General features: G+C 71.1%; 14 protein-coding genes. 9 read left to right on the top strand and 5 right to left on the bottom strand.

Annotation, left to right across the window (positions count from 1 at the left end):
- Positions 1-101: 101 nt before the first annotated feature.
- Positions 102-362 (top strand): DUF3107 domain-containing protein, encoded by a 261-nt coding sequence (locus ACYQ8K_RS26065; RefSeq protein WP_155762803.1) that lies wholly within the window; start codon positions 102-104, stop codon positions 360-362.
- Here ACYQ8K_RS26065 and ACYQ8K_RS26060 read toward each other — a convergent pair.
- The gene (locus tag ACYQ8K_RS26060) at positions 359-1,045 is read right to left on the bottom strand and encodes a TetR/AcrR family transcriptional regulator (protein WP_459973619.1); all 687 of its coding nucleotides are present in this window, start codon (positions 1,043-1,045) and stop codon (positions 359-361) included. The genes ACYQ8K_RS26065 and ACYQ8K_RS26060 overlap by 4 nt on opposite strands.
- Before the next feature lie 93 nt (positions 1,046-1,138).
- Here ACYQ8K_RS26060 and ACYQ8K_RS26055 point away from each other — a divergent pair, with 93 nt between their 5' ends.
- Positions 1,139-2,269 carry a DUF3152 domain-containing protein gene (locus ACYQ8K_RS26055; RefSeq protein WP_459973618.1) on the top strand — a complete coding sequence of 377 codons (1,131 nt, stop codon included), beginning with the start codon at positions 1,139-1,141 and terminating at the stop codon, positions 2,267-2,269.
- Here the strand turns inward: ACYQ8K_RS26055 and ACYQ8K_RS26050 are convergent.
- A complete protein-coding gene (locus ACYQ8K_RS26050; RefSeq protein WP_459973617.1) occupies positions 2,241-2,639 on the bottom strand; it encodes a winged helix-turn-helix transcriptional regulator in 399 nt (132 codons plus the stop codon). The genes ACYQ8K_RS26055 and ACYQ8K_RS26050 overlap by 29 nt on opposite strands.
- A 105-nt stretch (positions 2,640-2,744) precedes the next feature.
- Between ACYQ8K_RS26050 and ACYQ8K_RS26045 the strand changes: the two genes are divergently transcribed.
- The 3 genes from ACYQ8K_RS26045 (at position 2,745) to ACYQ8K_RS26035 (ending at position 5,402) form a co-directional block, all read left to right on the top strand.
- Positions 2,745-3,113: a DoxX family protein gene (locus ACYQ8K_RS26045; protein WP_459973615.1), complete on the top strand. Its 369-nt coding sequence runs from the start codon at positions 2,745-2,747 to the stop codon at positions 3,111-3,113.
- 89 nt (positions 3,114-3,202) lie between these two features.
- Complete coding sequence (gene moeZ, locus ACYQ8K_RS26040) at positions 3,203-4,387, top strand: adenylyltransferase/sulfurtransferase MoeZ (RefSeq protein ID WP_459973613.1); 1,185 nt, start codon at positions 3,203-3,205, stop codon at positions 4,385-4,387.
- Between the two features lie 160 nt (positions 4,388-4,547).
- A complete protein-coding gene (locus ACYQ8K_RS26035; RefSeq protein WP_064877094.1) occupies positions 4,548-5,402 on the top strand; it encodes a TIGR02569 family protein in 855 nt (284 codons plus the stop codon).
- Here the strand turns inward: ACYQ8K_RS26035 and ACYQ8K_RS26030 are convergent.
- From ACYQ8K_RS26030 to ACYQ8K_RS26020, 3 genes are read right to left on the bottom strand one after another with little or no spacing between them, the layout of a single operon-like run.
- Positions 5,399-5,707, bottom strand: coding sequence for an MGMT family protein (locus ACYQ8K_RS26030; RefSeq protein WP_459973611.1), 309 nt, complete (start codon positions 5,705-5,707; stop codon positions 5,399-5,401). The genes ACYQ8K_RS26035 and ACYQ8K_RS26030 overlap by 4 nt on opposite strands.
- 2 nt (positions 5,708-5,709) lie before the next feature.
- Entirely contained in the window at positions 5,710-6,495 is a 786-nt protein-coding gene (locus ACYQ8K_RS26025; RefSeq protein WP_459973609.1) for an alpha/beta fold hydrolase, read from the bottom strand.
- Positions 6,496-6,540: 45 nt separating this feature from the next.
- On the bottom strand, positions 6,541-6,747 hold the full coding sequence (locus tag ACYQ8K_RS26020; protein WP_459973607.1) for a hypothetical protein: 207 nt from the start codon (positions 6,745-6,747) through the stop codon (positions 6,541-6,543).
- 110 nt (positions 6,748-6,857) lie between these two features.
- Between ACYQ8K_RS26020 and ACYQ8K_RS26015 the strand changes: the two genes are divergently transcribed.
- The 4 genes from ACYQ8K_RS26015 to nudC all read left to right on the top strand — a co-directional run bounded on the left by ACYQ8K_RS26015 (position 6,858) and on the right by nudC (position 15,396).
- Positions 6,858-9,995: a PD-(D/E)XK nuclease family protein gene (locus ACYQ8K_RS26015; RefSeq protein ID WP_459973605.1), complete on the top strand. Its 3,138-nt coding sequence runs from the start codon at positions 6,858-6,860 to the stop codon at positions 9,993-9,995.
- Positions 9,992-13,300, top strand: a complete 3,309-nt coding sequence (locus ACYQ8K_RS26010) for an ATP-dependent helicase (RefSeq protein ID WP_459973603.1) — start codon at positions 9,992-9,994, stop codon at positions 13,298-13,300. Before ACYQ8K_RS26015 ends, ACYQ8K_RS26010 begins: the two co-directional genes overlap by 4 nt.
- Positions 13,301-13,393: 93 nt before the next feature.
- Positions 13,394-14,464 carry a potassium channel family protein gene (locus ACYQ8K_RS26005; protein ID WP_459973602.1) on the top strand — a complete coding sequence of 357 codons (1,071 nt, stop codon included), beginning with the start codon at positions 13,394-13,396 and terminating at the stop codon, positions 14,462-14,464.
- Positions 14,464-15,396, top strand: a complete 933-nt coding sequence (gene nudC / locus ACYQ8K_RS26000) for an NAD(+) diphosphatase (RefSeq protein WP_459973601.1) — start codon at positions 14,464-14,466, stop codon at positions 15,394-15,396. Before ACYQ8K_RS26005 ends, nudC begins: the two co-directional genes overlap by 1 nt.
- Positions 15,397-15,400 lie beyond the last annotated feature (4 nt).

Below are 15,400 nucleotides of genomic sequence, written 5' to 3'. Positions count from 1 at the left end.
ACGCGGGGAGGTGGGGGTCTGCGGCGTCAACTAGCCTGCTGCTGACAGGGCCGGGACTGCAATACCTGCGCAAGACTGCAAGACCCATGGAAGGGGTGACCGTGGAGGTCAAGATCGGTATCACGGATAGTCCGCGCGAGCTGGTCCTCGCCAGCACCCAGACGCCCGCCGAGATCGAAGAACTGGTCAGCGCCGCCCTGAGCGACGGCTCGGGCCTGCTGCGCCTGAGCGACGAGCGGGGCCGCCGCTTCCTGATTCACACCAGCAAGATCGCCTACGTCGAGATCGGCGTCGCCGACGCCCGCCGGGTGGGCTTCGGGATCAGCGCCGAATCCGGCAAGCACGCCGGCAAGGGGCGTTAGGAGCGGGTCAGCGGCACGTGTGACAGTCCGCCCCAGGCGAACTGGACGGTGCCGTCGACGGCGTCCGCCTTGGAGATCGGTCGGTCCGAATCCAGCCAGTACCTGGCGCAGTCGACGCTGATGCCGACCAGCCCGACCGCGATCATCCGGGCCCGGTGCGGATCCAGCCCGGAATCCTCACTGATCAACGCGAAGACCGCGTCGATGCAGGATTCGGTGGCGACGCGCACCTGGGCGGCCACCTCGGGTTCGGTGACGTAGTCGTTCTCGAAGATCAGCCGGTAACCCTGGCTGTCGTGCTCGATGAAATCGAAGAACGCCTGCACCGCGGAGTGCAACCGGCGCCGGTTGTCGGTCGTGGTGCTCAGAGCGTTCTGAACGCCCGAGACCAGGTTCTCCACATGCCGCGCCAGCACCGCCAGATACAGCTCGAGCTTGCTCGAAAAGTGTTGATACAGCACGGGTTTGCTAACCCCGGCACGATCGGCGATCTCGTCCATGCCTGCCGCGTGGTAGCCGCGGTCGACGAACACGTCGCTGGCCACGATGAGCAATTGACCGCGCCGCTCGTCGCGGGGCAATCGGTTGCCCCGCCGGTTGGAAACCGCGGATCCGTCCGCCGGCCGACCGCGGTCAGCCGATCTGACGGCGCGCCGCGCCGGCGCCTTGGCGAGTTCGCTCATCGATTCCTCATCTGATTATCGGCGGCCGGCCGTCGGTAAACCGGGGTCAGCCGCTCGCAGCCCGTGGAAAAGACCTTACTACCCGCCCGCTCGATGCGACCGTCATCGCGGTCGTCGCCGCAGGCAGAAGCGGTGTCGGACGGCGGATTCGGGCGCGCCACGGACGAGGCGGGTGCCGGGCTGTGTAATCCTGGGGAAATGACTTGCCCGCGCCCCCCGCGCAGCAGCGGTCGCGTGCCGGTGCTACGCGACGAGTGGCGCGAGCCCCTGCGGGCGCTGCGCGACCCCCTGGCGCGGGAACCCGGACGGGTCCGGGCCGACCGTGAACGGCCGCGCCAATGGCGCAAACAGACCTGGCTCGGGCGGTTCGTATCCACTTACGGGTGGCGCGCGTATGCCCTGCCCGTCCTGGTGGTGCTCACCGCGGTGGTGATGTACCAAACAGTGACCGGCACGGGCGCGCCGAAGCCCACGGCCAGCCAGCCCATCCAGAGCCCGCCGGCGATCGGCGCGGTGGGCACCACGATCATCGACGCCCCGCCGCGCGGGCTCGCCGCGTTCGACGCCAACCTGCCGGCCGGGACCCTGCCCGACGGTGGACCGTTCACCGAAGCGGGCGACAAGACCTGGCATGTCGTGCCGGGCGCCACTCCGCAGATCGGGCAGGGCACCGCAAAGGTGTTCCGCTACACCGTCGAAGTGGAAAACGGCATCGACCCGACCATGTTCGGCGGCGACGACGCCTTCGCCCAGATGGTCGACCAGACGCTGGGCAATCCGAAGGGCTGGACGCACAACCCGCAATTCGCGTTCATCCGGATCGACAACGGCAAACCCGACTTTCGGATCTCGCTGGTGTCGCCGGTGACGGTGCGCGAGGGCTGCGGCTACGAATTTCGGCTCGAGACCTCTTGCTACAACCCGGTGTTCGGCGCCAACCGCGAGGCGCGGGTCTTCATCAACGAGGCGCGCTGGATACGGGGAGCGGTGCCGTTCGAAGGTGACATCGGCTCCTACCGGCAGTACGTGATCAACCACGAGGTCGGCCACGCCATCGGATACCTGCACCACGAGCCGTGCGAGCAGCAGGGCGCCCTGGCGCCGGTGATGATGCAGCAGACTTTCTCCACGGCGAACAACGACGCCGCCCAGTTCGACCCCGACGTCGTCAAGGCCGACGGGAAGACCTGCCGGTTCAATCCCTGGCCGTACCCGATCGCCTAGCGGACCGCCGCTTGCTCCGCTGCGTGCGGTTGGCATTGATCTCGTCGCGGTGCGCCATCGCCCACTCGGCGAGGGAGATCACCAGCGGTAGCAGCGTTCGCCCGAGCTCGGTCAGCTCGTATTCCACTCGCGGCGGCACTTCGGCGTAGGCCGTGCGCTCGACCAGGCCATCTTCGACCAGGTGTTTGAGCGTCACGGTGAGCATCCGCTGCGAAATGCCCGCCACGGACTCCGCCAACCCGCCGAACCGCATCGGTCCGCCGCGCAGCGTCCCGATCACCAGCAGACTCCACTTGTCGCCGATGCGATCGAGCACCTCCCGGACCGCGCCGCCCTCGGGTATCCGCGGCGTCTTTGTGATGTGCGTCATAGCGAAGTCCGCTTCCTGGATGCATACATCGATGTGCCTTTTGTGAGGGTCCCATCGCTGACACACGATGTGGTTACACACAAATGGTAAGGATTGGGGACTGCCGTGAACATCGCACTGTGGACGGCGCAGGGCCTGCTCGCATTCGTCTATCTCGCCGCGGGCGGGCTCAAGCTCATTCGATCGCGCGAGCAACTTGTGGCAACGGGCCGGCTCGACTGGATGAAGGACAACTCGGACGCGGCCGTGAAAGCCGTCGGCGCGGTCGAAATCCTCGGCGCGCTCGGCGTGATCCTGCCCGAGGCGACCGGCATCGCCCGCATCCTGACCCCGATCGCTGCGGTCGGCCTGGTCATTGTGCAGATCGGGGCACTGCGCGTCCACCTGACCCGTAACGAGCGGCAACCTTTGCCGATCAATGTGATGCTCCTGCTGCTCGCGGCCTCTGTCGCGATCGGCCGATTCGTGAGCTGAGCCAACCCGGCCCGCGCGCCGCCTGATTGCCGCCGGTCCGTCCGGCTGCTGAGATGGTGGGGAGAACCCAATCGAGGAGATGTTCGCAAGTGTCGACGCCGCTGCCGCCCCTGGTGGCACCCGCAGACCACCTCAGTAGCGACGAGGTGGCCCGCTACAGCCGGCACCTGATCATTCCCGGCCTGGGCCCCGATGGGCAGAAGCGGCTCAAGAACGCCCGGGTGCTGGTGATCGGCGCCGGCGGGCTGGGCGCGCCGACGCTGCTCTACTTGGCGGCCGCCGGCGTGGGCACCATCGGCATCGTCGACTTCGACGTGGTCGACGAGTCGAACCTGCAGCGCCAGATCATCCACGGGGTGGCCGACGTCGGACGGTCCAAGGCCTCCTCGGCGCGCGACTCCATCGCCGCGATCAACCCGCTGGTCGACGTGCGGCTACACGAGTTCCGTCTGGATTCCACCAACGCCGTCGAGTTGTTCGGCCACTACGACCTGATCGTCGACGGCACCGACAACTTCGCGACCCGCTACCTGGTCAACGACGCGGCGGTGCTGGCGAAGAAGCCCTACGTGTGGGGCTCGATCTACCGCTTCGAGGGCCAGGTCTCGGTGTGCTGGGAGGACGCCCCCGACGGCCGCGGACTCAACTATCGCGATCTCTACCCCGAGCCGCCGCCGGCCGGCTCCGTCCCGTCCTGCGCCGAGGGTGGCGTGCTGGGCATCGTCTGCTCCTCCATCGCCTCGGTGATGAGCACCGAAGTGATCAAACTCATTACCGGGATCGGCGACTCGTTGCTGGGCCGGCTGATGATCTACGACGCGCTGGAGATGACCTACCGCACGATCGCGATCCGCCGCGATCCGTCGGATGCGTCGAGGCCGAAGATCACCGAGCTCGTCGACTACGAGCAGTTGTGCGGCGTGGGGCCCGGGCTCGCCGCCCACGACGACGCGGACGCCATCACGCCACGGGAATTGCGCGACTGGCTGGATTCCGGCAAGAAGCTGGCCCTGATCGACGTGCGTGAGCCGGTGGAGTTCGACATCGTCCACATCGACGGGGCCCAGCTGATTCCGCAGTCGTTGATCAATTCCGGCGAGGGTCTGGCAAAGCTGCCGCAAGACCGCCTGCCGGTGCTGTACTGCAAAACCGGGGTTCGCTCGGCCCAGGCGCTGGCGGTGTTGCGCAAGGCCGGCTTCGCCGACGCGGTGCATTTGCAGGGCGGGATCGTGGCATGGGCGCAGCAGATGCAGCCCGACATGGTCATGTACTGACCCGTAACGCTTGTTGGACTGGGGCGACCCGCCGCTGCGCCGACTGGCGGCGACCCGCCGCCAAGCTCGCGATCGCCGCTTGTTGGACTGCGGCGACCCGCCGCGCCCGGCTTCGCCGCGCTTGCGATCGCCGCTTGTTGGACTCGTTTAGAGTACCGGTGTGACAGTCGAGCCACCGCCGGATCATGTGCTGTCGGCGTTTGGTTTGGCCGGCGTTAAACCCGTCTACTTGGGGGCCAGCTGGGAGGGCGGCTGGCGGTGCGGCGAAGTCGTCTTGTCGCTGGTGGCCGACAACGCGCGCGCGGCGTGGTCCGCGCGGGTCCGCGAGACCCTGTTCGTCGACGGCGTCCGGCTCGCCCGGCCGGTCCGTTCCACCGACGGGCGCTACGTCGTTTCCGGTTGGCGGGCGGACACCTTCGTCGCCGGCACACCGGAGCCCCGCCATGACGAAGTCGTCTCCGCGGCGGTGCGGCTGCACGAGGCGACGGGCAAACTGGACCGGCCCCGATTCCTGACCCAAGGCCCCACGGCGCCGTGGGGCGACGTCGACATTTTCATCGCCGCCGATCGCGCGGCCTGGGAGGAACGGCCGCTGGCGTCGGTGCCGCCGGGCGCGCGGGTGGCCCCGCCGACCGCGGACGCCGAGCGATCGGTGGAGCTGCTCCACCAGCTCGCCACCCTGCGTAAGCCGACCAAGAGCCCCAACCAGCTGGTACACGGAGACCTCTACGGCACAGTGCTTTTCGTCGGCACCGCGGCGCCGGGAATCACCGACATCACCCCGTACTGGCGGCCGGCCTCGTGGGCGGCCGGCGTGGTCGTCATCGACGCGCTGTCCTGGGGCGAGGCCGACGACGGTCTGATCGAGCGCTGGAACGCCCTACCGGAGTGGCCGCAGATGTTGTTGCGGGCGTTGATGTTTCGCCTCGCGGTGCACGCACTGCACCCGCGGTCGACGGCCGAGGCGTTCCCCGGCCTGGCCCGCACCGCGGCGCTGGTCCGGTTGGTGCTCTAGCGTTCGCCGGGAAACTCGTAGCGGACCTCGCGCAGCGCGATCCTGCCGTCGGTCGCCAGCACGCCTTCGGCGCGCAACAACTCCAGCTGCCGGGTGGTCAGGTGCCGCGCCGGGCGCCCGGAGGCGGTGATCACGCGGTGCCAGGGCAGGTCTGAGGAGTCGGTCCGCATGATCCAGCCGACGATGCGCGGGCTGGAAAGCCCCGCGACAGTGGCGATGTCGCCGTAGGTGACCACCCGGCCGGATGGGATTTCGGCGACCAGCGCACGCACCCGCTCGACCTGCTCGTCGGTCACCGGCGCCATCCTCAGCGCGCTTCCAGCAGTTCGCGGGTCAACGCGGCGACCTCGTCGGGCTTGGCGTAGGGCACCATGTGGTTGCAGTCGAAGTCCAGCAACCGGAAACCCGAACCCAATCGCCGCGCCAAGTCGTCGATCAGTTTGTCGGTGACATAGGGCGGGGTGGTGCGCTTGGCCCGCACCAGGACGGTCGGGGTCGTCGCCGGCGGCAGCACGGTGTCGCGGGCCAACTCGCTCCAGTACGCCATTATCGCCGGCAGGCTGACCCGCCAGCCGTAGCGCCCGCCCGGCAGCACGATCAGGTGCTCGTCGAGCTCGGCGTCCAGCAGGGCGGGCTCGACATCGGACCAAGAACCGTGCACCTTCTCCAGGCGCGCCTCCTCGGCGTTCGGATAGTCGGGCGAGGACAGCATCGCTTCGGCGATCTCGCGCATCCAGTCGCCGTCCAGCCCGACCGCCGGGTCGAGCAGCAGCAACCCCGCCACCAGGCCGGGGCGGGCCGCGGCCAGGTGCATCGCCAGCCCGCCGCCGAACGAGTGGCCCACGATCACCACCGGGGTGTCGGGCTGCTCGTCGAGCAGCGCGGCCAAGGCCACGACGTTGGCGTCGATGGTCCACGGCGCGGCCCACGAGGAGCGGCCATGGCCGACCAGATCCGGTGCGGCGATGCCGATCCCGGGCAGAAAGCCGGACAGATGCTGCCAGCGCTGGCCGTGGCCGGTCAACCCGTGCAGCGCCAGGATCCGCACCGGACCGGGCGGGCCATAGCGGTGCACATGCAACTTCGCGGTCACCCGTCGATGGTGCCAGCCGACGCGATCACGTCGCGCGGGCGGGCCTCACCGGTCGTCATCCCGATCGTCCTCGTTGGGCACGATGTAGGCCTGCTCGATCACGTCGGCCTCGTTGGCGTCCCAGTCCCGGGCGGCTGCCACGTAGTCGGTGTCCAGGCCGGTCTCGTCGTCGGAATCGACGGACCGCAATTGTTCTATCGCGTCGCCTTCGGGCGCCTCGTCGACGGGAAAGCCGCGTTCGTCGTCCTGCATGGTCTTGCACCCCTCCTTCCGGTCTGCTCCGCGCTCCGGCCTCCAGGGTAGAAGCCGGCGGCGGTTTCGGCCTGACGAAACTTGTCACACCCTGGTGATTGCATGCAGCCATGCCACACACCTGGGACACCGATGCGGATGCTCTGCTGGCGCCCGGCTCGCGCGGGGTCGTTCGGGTTCTCGGTGGGCCCGGCACCGGCAAGAGCAGCCTGCTGATCGACGCCGCCGTCGCCCAGATTGACGCCGGCGTCAACCCGGAATCGGTTCTGCTGCTTACCGGTTCCGGCCGGATCGGGATGGCCGAGCGCAGCGCGCTGACGACGGCGTTGTTGCGCGCGCGATCCACCGGCGCAGGCCGGGCCGCCGTGAGCGAGCCGCTGGTGCGGACCGTGCACGGGTACGCGTACGCGGTCTTGCGGCGCGCCGCCGAGCGCGCCGGCGAGGCGCCCCCGCGGCTGGTCACCAGCGCCGAACAGGACGCCATCATCCGGGAGCTGCTGGCCGGAGACCTCGAGGACGGGCCGCGCGCAGCGACGGCCTGGCCGGCTCAGCTGCGGCCCGCGCTCGGCACCGCCGGCTTCGCCACCGAACTGCGAAACCTGTTGGCCCGCTGCGCCGAACGTGGCGTGGATCCCCAGGAACTGGAGCGGCTTGGGCGACGTTGCCGGCGCCCGGAGTGGACCGCCGCCGGCCAATTCGCGCGCCAGTACGAGCAGGTGATGCTGCTGCGCGCCGCGGTGGGCACGGCCGCGCCGGAGGCCACCACACCCGCGCTGGGCGCCGCCGAATTGGTCGGCGCCGCGCTGGAATCGTTCGCCGTCGACCCCGACTTGCTGGCCGCCGAACGCGGCCGGATCCGCCTCCTGCTGGTCGACGACGCCCAGCAGCTCGACCCGCAGGCCGCCCGCCTGGTTCGGGCGCTCGCGGCGGGCGCCGAGCTGGCGCTGATCGCCGGGGATCCCAACCAGGCGGTCTTCGGCTTCCGCGGTGGCGAACCCGCCGGGTTGCTCGGCGGCGACGCGCCCTCGGTGACGCTGACGACATCGCACCGCTGCGCCCCCGCGGTGGCGCGCGCGGTCAGCGGTATCGCGGCCCGGTTACCGGGCGGCAGCAGCGGCCGGCAGATCGACGGCGCCGGGGCGGGGGAGGGATCGGTCGCGGTGCGGCTGGCCGCGTCGGCGCACGCCGAGGCCGCGATCATCGCCGACGCGCTGCGGCGCGCCCACCTGGTCGAGGGGGTGCCCTGGTCGCAGATGGCGGTCATCGTCCGGTCGGTGCCGCGGGCCGGTGCGCGATTGCCGCGCGCGTTGGCCGCGGCCGGGGTGCCGGTGGCCGCGCCGGCCGTCCCCGGGCCGCTGTCCGAGGAGCCGGCCGCGCGCGCCCTGCTCACCGTGCTGCTGGCCACCGCAGACGGGCTCGACGGGCAGCAGGCGCTGGCGCTGCTGACCGGCCCCATCGGCCGTGTCGATCCGGTTTCGCTGCGCCAGCTGCGCCGAACACTGCAGCGCGCCAACCCCGATCGCGCACCGGCGGACTTCGCCGACCTGTTGGTCGAGGCGCTGTCCGGTGACGCGACGCCGGCGGGTCCGCGGTTCGCCCCCCTGCGCAAGGTCCGCGCGGTGCTGGACGCGGCCGCGCGCTCACACCGCGCCCGTGACGACCCGCGCTACACCCTGTGGGCCGCCTGGCACCGGTCTGGGTTGCAGCGCCGCTTGCTGTCGGCGAGCGAGCGCGGCGGTCCCGTCGCGGCTCAGGCCACCCGGGATCTCGAGTCGGTGACCGCGTTGTTCGACGTCACCGACGAGTACGTGTCGCGCACCTCGGGAGCGTCGTTGCGCGGTCTGGTCGAGCACATCGCCGCGCTGGCGCTGCCGGGCGCCACTCCCGAGCCCGTCGCCGCGGCCGAGCAGGTCAGGGTACTGAGCGCGCACGCGGCGCTGGGGCACGAATGGGATTTCGTGGTCATTGCCGGGTTACAGGATGGCTTGTGGCCCAACACCGTTCCGCGCGGCGGTGTGCTGGCCACCCAGCGGCTGCTCGACGTGCTGGACGGGATCGGCGCTGACGTCTCGGTGCGCGCGCCGCTGCTGGCCGAGGAGCGCAGGCTGTTGGTGGCGGCGATGGGGCGGGCCCGGCGCCGGTTGCTGGTGACGGCCGTCGACAGCGACAGCGGCGGGGCCGGCCTGGAGGCCGCGCTGCCGTCGGTATTCTTCGCCGAAATCGCGCAGTGGGCCGACGACGGCGCCGATAGCGCCGGTGTGCAACCGGTTTCGGCGCCGCGGGTGTTGTCCGCGGCCGCGCTGGTGGGCCGGCTGCGTGGCGTGGTGTGCGCGCCCGAGGGTGTGGTGGATGAGCTCGCCCGCGATTGTGCGGCAACGCAATTGGCGCGGTTGGCCAAAGCCGGCGTGCCCGGCGCCGACCCGGCCGGGTGGCACGGCCTGACCCCGGTCAGCACCAGCGAGCCGCTGCGCGACAGCGGCGACGTGGTCACCCTGACGCCGTCGACCCTGCAGACCCTCAACGACTGCCCGCTGCGCTGGCTCGCCGAGCGGCACGGTGGGTCGGGACCGCGCGACGTGCGCTCGGCGATCGGGTCGGTGGTGCACGCCCTGATCGCCGAACCGCACCGGAGCGAATCGGAATTGCTGGCCGAGCTCGACCGCGCCTGGAAGCATCTTCCCATTGCGGCGCAATGGCATTCGGACAACGAGCTGGCCCGGCACCGCGCCATGCTGGAGGCGTTCATCGAGTGGCGGGCGCAGACCCGCGGCGCACTGACCGAGGTCGGCGTCGAGGTCGAGATCGAGGGAACGGTGGCCACCGGCGACGGCGGCGAAGTGCGGCTGCGCGGCCGGGTCGACCGGCTGGAGCGCGACGCCGCCGGCCGGCTGGTGATCGTCGACATCAAGACCGGCAAGACACCGGTCAGCAAGGACGATGCGCAGCAACACGCCCAGCTCGCCATGTACCAGCTTGCGGTGGCAGAAGGATTGGTGGGCAACGGGACCGACAGCGCCGAGCCCGGCGGCGCGCGACTGGTCTACGTCGGCAAGACCGGGGCGTCCGGAGTGGCCGAACGCGAACAGGATCCGCTGACCGCCGCCGCCGGCGACGAATGGCGCGAGGTCATCGGCCGCGCGGCCGGCGCGACCTCCGGCCCGCAGTTCATCGCGCGGCGCAACGATGGCTGCACCCATTGCCCGATCCGGCCGAACTGCCCGGCCCACGCGGACGGCGCGCAGCGATGACCCCGCCGCGGCCGCGCTACAGCCCCGCCGAATTAGCCGGCGCGCTCGGGCTTTTCGCACCGACCGACGAGCAGGCCGCCGTCATCGCCGCGCCGCCGGGACCGCTGGTGGTGATCGCCGGCGCCGGCGCCGGCAAGACCGAAACCATGGCGGCGCGGGTGGTGTGGCTGATCGCCAATGGCTACGCCGAACCCGGTCAGGTGCTGGGCTTGACGTTTACCCGCAAGGCCGCCGGCCAGTTGCTGCGCCGCGTGCGCTCCCGGCTGGCCCGGCTGGCCGGCGTCGGGCTGGGCGCGCCGGGTGCGTCCGTCGACGCCGAGGGCGCGCCCACGGTCAGCACCTACCACGCCTTCGCGGGCTCGCTGCTGCGCGACTACGGGCTGCTGCTGCCCGTCGAGCCCGACACCCGGCTGCTCAGCGAAACCGAGTCGTGGCAGCTGGCTTTCGACGTGGTGAACGGCTATCCCGGCGATCTGCGGACCGACAAGACCCCGGCGGCCGTCACCTCGATGGTGCTGCGGCTGTGGGGGCAACTGGCCGAACACCTGGTGGACACCGGCCAGCTGCGCGACACCCACGTCGAGCTGGAGCGGCTGATCCACTGCCTGCCCGCGGGTCCCTATCAACGCGATCGCGGCCCCAGCCAATGGCTGCTGCGGCTGCTGGCCACCCAGACCGAACGCGCCGAGCTGGTGCCACTGCTCGACGCGCTCAACGACCGCATGCGCGCCGCGAAGGTGATGGACTTCGGGATGCAGATGGCCTCGGCGGCCAGGCTGGCGGCGACGTTCCCGCAAGTCGGCGAGGACCTGCGCGCCCGCTATCGGGTGGTGCTGCTCGACGAGTACCAGGACACCGGCCACGCCCAACGCGTCGCGCTCTCAGCACTGTTCGGCGGTGGGGTCGACGACGGGCTGGCGCTCACGGCCGTCGGCGACCCGATCCAGTCGATCTACGGCTGGCGCGGCGCCTCGGCGACCAACCTGCCGCGGTTCACCACCGACTTTCCCCGATCCGACGGCACCCCCGCCCCGATCCTGGAGTTGCGGACCAGCTGGCGCAATCCGCCGCGGACGCTGCGGGTGGCCAACGCGGTGTCGGCCGAGGCGCGGCGGCGATCGGTGGCCGTGCACGCGCTGCGCCCGCGCCCGGACGCCCCGCCGGGCACCGTCCGCTGCGCATTGCTGCCCGACGTGACGGCCGAGCGCGAGTGGATCGCCGAGCACCTCGACTCGCATTACCGGCAGGCCCGCGACGAAGGCGTCGGTCCGCCGACGGCCGCGGTCCTGGTGCGCCGCAACGCCGATGCCGCGCCGATCGCCGACGCGTTGCGCGCCCGCGGCATCCCCGTCGAGGTCGTCGGGCTGGCCGGGCTGCTGGCCATCCCCGAGGTCGCCGAGGTGGTGGCCATGCTGCGACTGGTCGCCGATCCGACGGCCGGCGCGGCGGCGATGCGGGTGCTCACCGGGTCCCGCTGGCGCCTGGGCGCCCGCGACCTCGCGGCGCTGTGGCAGCGGGCGCGTGCGCTCGGCGGGGTGGTGCAGCCCGCCGAGGCGTCCTCTCCCGAGTCGATCGCGAGCGCTGCCGGTCCCGACGCGGACACCGTGTGCCTGGCCGACGCGATCGCCGATCCCGGTGCGGCCGGCGCGTATTCGGCCGCGGGGTACCAGCGCATCACCGCGCTGGCCGCCGAACTGAGCGCCCTGCGCGCCCACCTAGGGCATCCGCTTCCGGACCTGGTCGCCGAGGTGCGGCGGGTGCTGGGCATCGACTGCGAGGTCCGGGCCGCGGCGGGGGTCGGGGCCGGCTGGGCCGGCACCGAGCACCTCGATGCGTTCGCCGACGTCGTCGCCGGGTACGCCGAACGCACCGACACCGCGACCGGACCGGCGGACGGATCGGCAGCCACCTCGGTGACCGGGCTGCTGGCGTTCCTGGACGTCGCGGAGTCGGTCGAGAACGGTTTGGCGCCCGCGCCGTTGGCGGTCGCCCGCGACCGCGTCCAGGTGCTCACCGTGCACTCCGCAAAGGGGCTGGAATGGCAGGTCGTCGCGGTGGCCCATTTGTCGGGCGGCACCTTCCCGTCGACGGCGTCGAAGAGCACCTGGCTCACCGACGCCGCCGAGCTGCCGCCGCTGTTGCGCGGCGACCGCGCCGCCGCGGGCGCGCTGGGCATCCCGGTCATGGACACCGCCGACGTCACCAACCGAAAGCAGCTGTCGGACAAGATTTCCGAGCATCGGCACCAGCTCGAGCAGCGGCGCATCGACGAGGAGCGCCGACTACTGTATGTCGCCATCACCCGGGCCGAGGACACGCTGCTGGTGTCCGGGCATCACTGGGCGGCCACCGGCATCAAGCCGCGCGGCCCGTCGGACTTCCTGTGCGAAATCAAGGCCGTGATCGACGATTCGGCCGCGGCCGGCGACCCCTGCGGAACGGTGGAGCACTGGGCCCCGGCGCCCGCCGATGGCGAGCGAAACCCGCTGCGCGACGACGTCATCGAAGCGGTGTGGCCGCCCGACCCGCTGGCCGGGCGGCGTGACGACGTCGAGCATGGCGCCGCGCTGGTGGCGCGGGCGTTGCGGGCCGGCCCGGCCGAGGCGCACATCGATGTGGACGGCTGGGCCGCCGACGTCGACGCACTGCTGGCCGAGCGCGCCCGGCTGGTGCAGCCGCCGGCCACCGCCCTGCCGGGCCAGCTGTCGGTCAGCTCCCTGGTCGGCCTGGCGCGCGACCCGGCGGGCACCGCGCAGCGGTTGAGGCACCGGCTGCCGTCGCGGCCAGAACCGCATGCGTTGCTGGGCAACGCCTTTCACGCCTGGGTCCAGAAATTCTACGGGACCGAGTGCTTGTTCGAGCTCGGCGACCTGCCGGGCGCCGCGGACTCCGACGTCGGCGACACCGCGGAACTGTCCGCGTTGCAGGATGCCTTCACCCAATCACCCTGGGCTGCTAGAACTCCCGTGGCAGTCGAGGTGCCGTTCGAGATGCCGATCGGCGACACGCTGGTGCGCGGACGCATCGACGCTGTCTTCGCCGATCCCGACGGCGGTGCCACGGTGGTGGACTGGAAGACGGGCGAACCGCCGCACGGCCCGGACGCGATGCGGCAGGCCGCCGTCCAGCTCGCCGTGTACCGCGTGGCCTGGGCGGCGTTGGCCGGCATCCCGGAATCCTCGGTCGGCGCCGCCTTCCACTATGTGCGCCCCGGCACCACCGTGATCCCCGAGGAATTGCCGAGCGCCGCCGAGGTCGCGGGCCTGCTGACGGATCCGGCCGGCGACCGTCGTGCCCGGGTGTGAGCTGCGCCGCCCGAGTATTGGGGAAGCTGTGGCCGTGATTACATAAGACGGTGCGTGTCGCGTGCGCAGAAGGTCAATCGATGACGGGCCGCCATGGGCAACGGTAGGTCCCGAAGGCTGCGCGGTCTGGACGAAACCCTGACGGCTCAGCGGGGTCACCAGCTGATCGGCGTGGTGCGCATCCCCGAGGAGCACGCGAGTCCTATTCGCGTCATCAGCCGGCGCCTGGCCATCGCGCTGGTGGTGCTGTTCGTCGCGGCGGTCATCGTCTACCTGGATCGCGACGGGTACCGCGACGTGCGCAACCAACCGCTGACCTTCTTGGACTGCGTGTACTTCTCCGCGGTGTCGCTGTCGACCACCGGCTACGGCGACATCACGCCGTACACCGAGACCGCGCGCCTGGTGCACACGCTGATCTTCACCGCGCTGCGGATCGCGTTCCTGGCCGTGTTGGTCGGCACCACGCTCGAAGTGCTCTCCGAGCGGTCTCGCCAAGGGTGGAAGATTCAGCGTTGGAGGAGCAGAGTGCGCAACCACACCATCGTGATCGGCTACGGCACCAAGGGAAAGACCGCGGTCGCGGCCATCCTCGGTGACGAGACCGTCCAGACGGAGGTCGTCGTCGTCGACACCGATCGCAGCACGCTCGAGCACGCCGAAAGCGCCGGCCTGGTCACCCTGCACGGTGATGCCACCAAGGCCGACGTGCTGCGGCTGGCCGGCGCCCAGCATGCGGCGTCCATCATCGTCGCCACCAGCCGCGACGACACCGCGGTGCTGGTGACGCTGACCGCGCGTGAAATCGCGCCCCACGCCAAGATCGTCGCCTCCATCCGGGAGACCGAGAACCAGCACCTGCTGCAGCAGTCGGGCGCGAACTCGGTGGTGGTGTCCTCGGCCACCGCGGGACGGCTTCTCGGCCTGGCCACCACCACGCCCAGCGTCGTGGAGATGATCGAGGACCTGCTGACACCCGACATCGGGCTGGCCATCGCCGAGCGCGAAGTGGAGCAGGCCGAGGTCGGGGGATCGCCGCGGCACCTGCGCGACATCGTGCTCGGTGTGGTGCGCGACGGTCACCTGCTGCGCATCGGCGCCCCGGAAGTGGACGCCATCGAGGCCAGCGACCGGCTGCTCTACATCCGAAACGCCGACCACTGATGGCGATCGCGGACTTTCAATTGCGCAGCGTCCCGCTGCTGTCGCGGGTGGGCGCCGATCGCGCCGATCAGCTGCGCACCGACGTCGACGCGGCCGCCGCCGGCTGGGCGGATGCAGCGCTGCTGCGGGTGGATTCGCGCAACCAGGTGCTCGTCGCGAACGGTCGGGTGGTGCTCGGCGCGGCCGCCGACGTGGGCGACAAGCCGCCGCCGGAGGCGGTGTTTCTGGGCCGCATCGAGGACGGCCGCCACGTCTGGGGCATCCGCGGCGCGCTGCAGGCTCCGGACGACCCGACCGCGCATGCCGAGGTGGTGAACCTGCGCAGTCTCGGCCCGATCTTCGACGACACCAGCAGCCAGCTGGTGTCCGCGGCCGCCGCGCTGCTGAATTGGCATGAGAAGGCACGCTTCAGCTCCGTGGACGGTTCGCCGACGAGGCCGGCCCGGGCGGGCTGGTCGCGCATCAACCCGGTGACCGGTCACGAGGAGTTCCCGCGTATCGACCCGGCGGTGATCTGCCTGGTCCACGACGGCGCCGATCGCGCGGTGCTCGCCCGCCAGGCAGTGTGGCCGGAGCGGATGTTCTCGCTGCTGGCCGGATTCGTGGAGGCGGGTGAGTCGTTCGAGGTGTGCGTGGCCCGGGAGATTCGCGAGGAGATCGGGCTGACCGTCCGCGACGTGCGATACCTGGGCAGTCAGCCGTGGCCGTTCCCGCGCTCGCTGATGGTCGGCTTCCACGCCGTCGCCGACCCGGCCGAGGAGTTCTCGTTCAACGACGGCGAGATCGCCGAGGCGGCGTGGTTCACGCGCGACGAGGTGCGCACCGCGCTGGCGGCCGGGGACTGGTCCAGCTCGTCGGAGTCGAATCTTCTTCTGCCCGGGTCGATCTCGATCGCCCGCGTGATCATCGAATCCTGGGCCGCGATCGACTGACCGG

It is taken from the genome of Mycobacterium sp. MUNTM1 (genome assembly GCF_054660795.1).
The sequence above is the reverse complement of the archived record's forward strand: the minus strand, read 5'-3'. Positions and strand labels throughout refer to the sequence as shown.

Coding starts and splice junctions, on each gene's coding strand:
- ACYQ8K_RS26020 (WP_459973607.1), bottom strand. CDS start 6,747: ATGCAGGACGACGAACGCGGCTTTCCCGTCGACGAGGCGCCCGAAGGC.
- nudC (WP_459973601.1), top strand. CDS start 14,464: ATGGCGATCGCGGACTTTCAATTGCGCAGCGTCCCGCTGCTGTCGCGG.
- ACYQ8K_RS26030 (WP_459973611.1), bottom strand. CDS start 5,707: ATGGCGCCGGTGACCGACGAGCAGGTCGAGCGGGTGCGTGCGCTGGTC.
- ACYQ8K_RS26060 (WP_459973619.1), bottom strand. CDS start 1,045: ATGAGCGAACTCGCCAAGGCGCCGGCGCGGCGCGCCGTCAGATCGGCT.
- ACYQ8K_RS26015 (WP_459973605.1), top strand. CDS start 6,858: ATGCCACACACCTGGGACACCGATGCGGATGCTCTGCTGGCGCCCGGC.
- ACYQ8K_RS26050 (WP_459973617.1), bottom strand. CDS start 2,639: ATGACGCACATCACAAAGACGCCGCGGATACCCGAGGGCGGCGCGGTC.
- ACYQ8K_RS26055 (WP_459973618.1), top strand. CDS start 1,139: ATGCGACCGTCATCGCGGTCGTCGCCGCAGGCAGAAGCGGTGTCGGAC.
- ACYQ8K_RS26010 (WP_459973603.1), top strand. CDS start 9,992: ATGACCCCGCCGCGGCCGCGCTACAGCCCCGCCGAATTAGCCGGCGCG.
- ACYQ8K_RS26005 (WP_459973602.1), top strand. CDS start 13,394: ATGGGCAACGGTAGGTCCCGAAGGCTGCGCGGTCTGGACGAAACCCTG.